Origin of the sequence: Pontibacter vulgaris, from assembly GCF_022758145.1 — a bacterium.
Classification (GTDB): domain Bacteria; phylum Bacteroidota; class Bacteroidia; order Cytophagales; family Hymenobacteraceae; genus Pontibacter; species Pontibacter vulgaris.
In genome coordinates, this window is record NZ_JAJVDH010000035.1 from 1 (window position 1) to 524 (window position 524).

The following is a 524-nucleotide window of genomic DNA, read 5'->3' on the forward strand; positions in this document are numbered from 1 at the left end:
ACCGGCGGCTGGTTTTCAGCCGGTGGCGGAGTAGTTGCCCCTTCTACTGAGAAATCATCAAAGGTATAGGTCACGGCGCTGGTGCCGTTGCGGTGGGTGGCAAAGATGCCGGCATACACTGTCGAGGAGGTCAGGCCCATGCCCGAGATGCTCAGGGCTGTGCCCACACTGGTGTAGGCGCCCCCGTTCACCGAGTAATAGCCCTGGGCCTGATTCGTCGATGGGTCCACCACCAGCCGCAACCGCACGGTCTGGTTGTTTAACCCAGAGATGGCAGCTGTGATGCGCTGGTCCGAAGTGCCTGACACGTCGTTCACTTCCCGCAGCAGCTGTACCTTGTTGCCCATCACGACCAGTTTGACAAAGGTTTTGTCCGAGAGCCCCAGCCACAGCCCCCCTTGCTGGTAGGCCGTACCATAGTAAGGGTTTACCAGCGTCACCTCTGCCTGCAGGCGGTTGCGCGAGTCTACTTTCACTCCTAAGCTATTGATTTGATTATTGCTCGTGGTGGAGGCAATGCCTTT

Annotated in this window: 1 protein-coding gene; it reads right to left on the reverse strand. The window is 58.2% G+C overall.

What is annotated here, in order from left to right; all coding sequences use genetic code 11:
• Positions 1 to 524: DUF1349 domain-containing protein (locus tag LWP20_RS18200; protein ID WP_242929602.1), on the reverse strand; the 524-nt coding region annotated here is incomplete at both ends.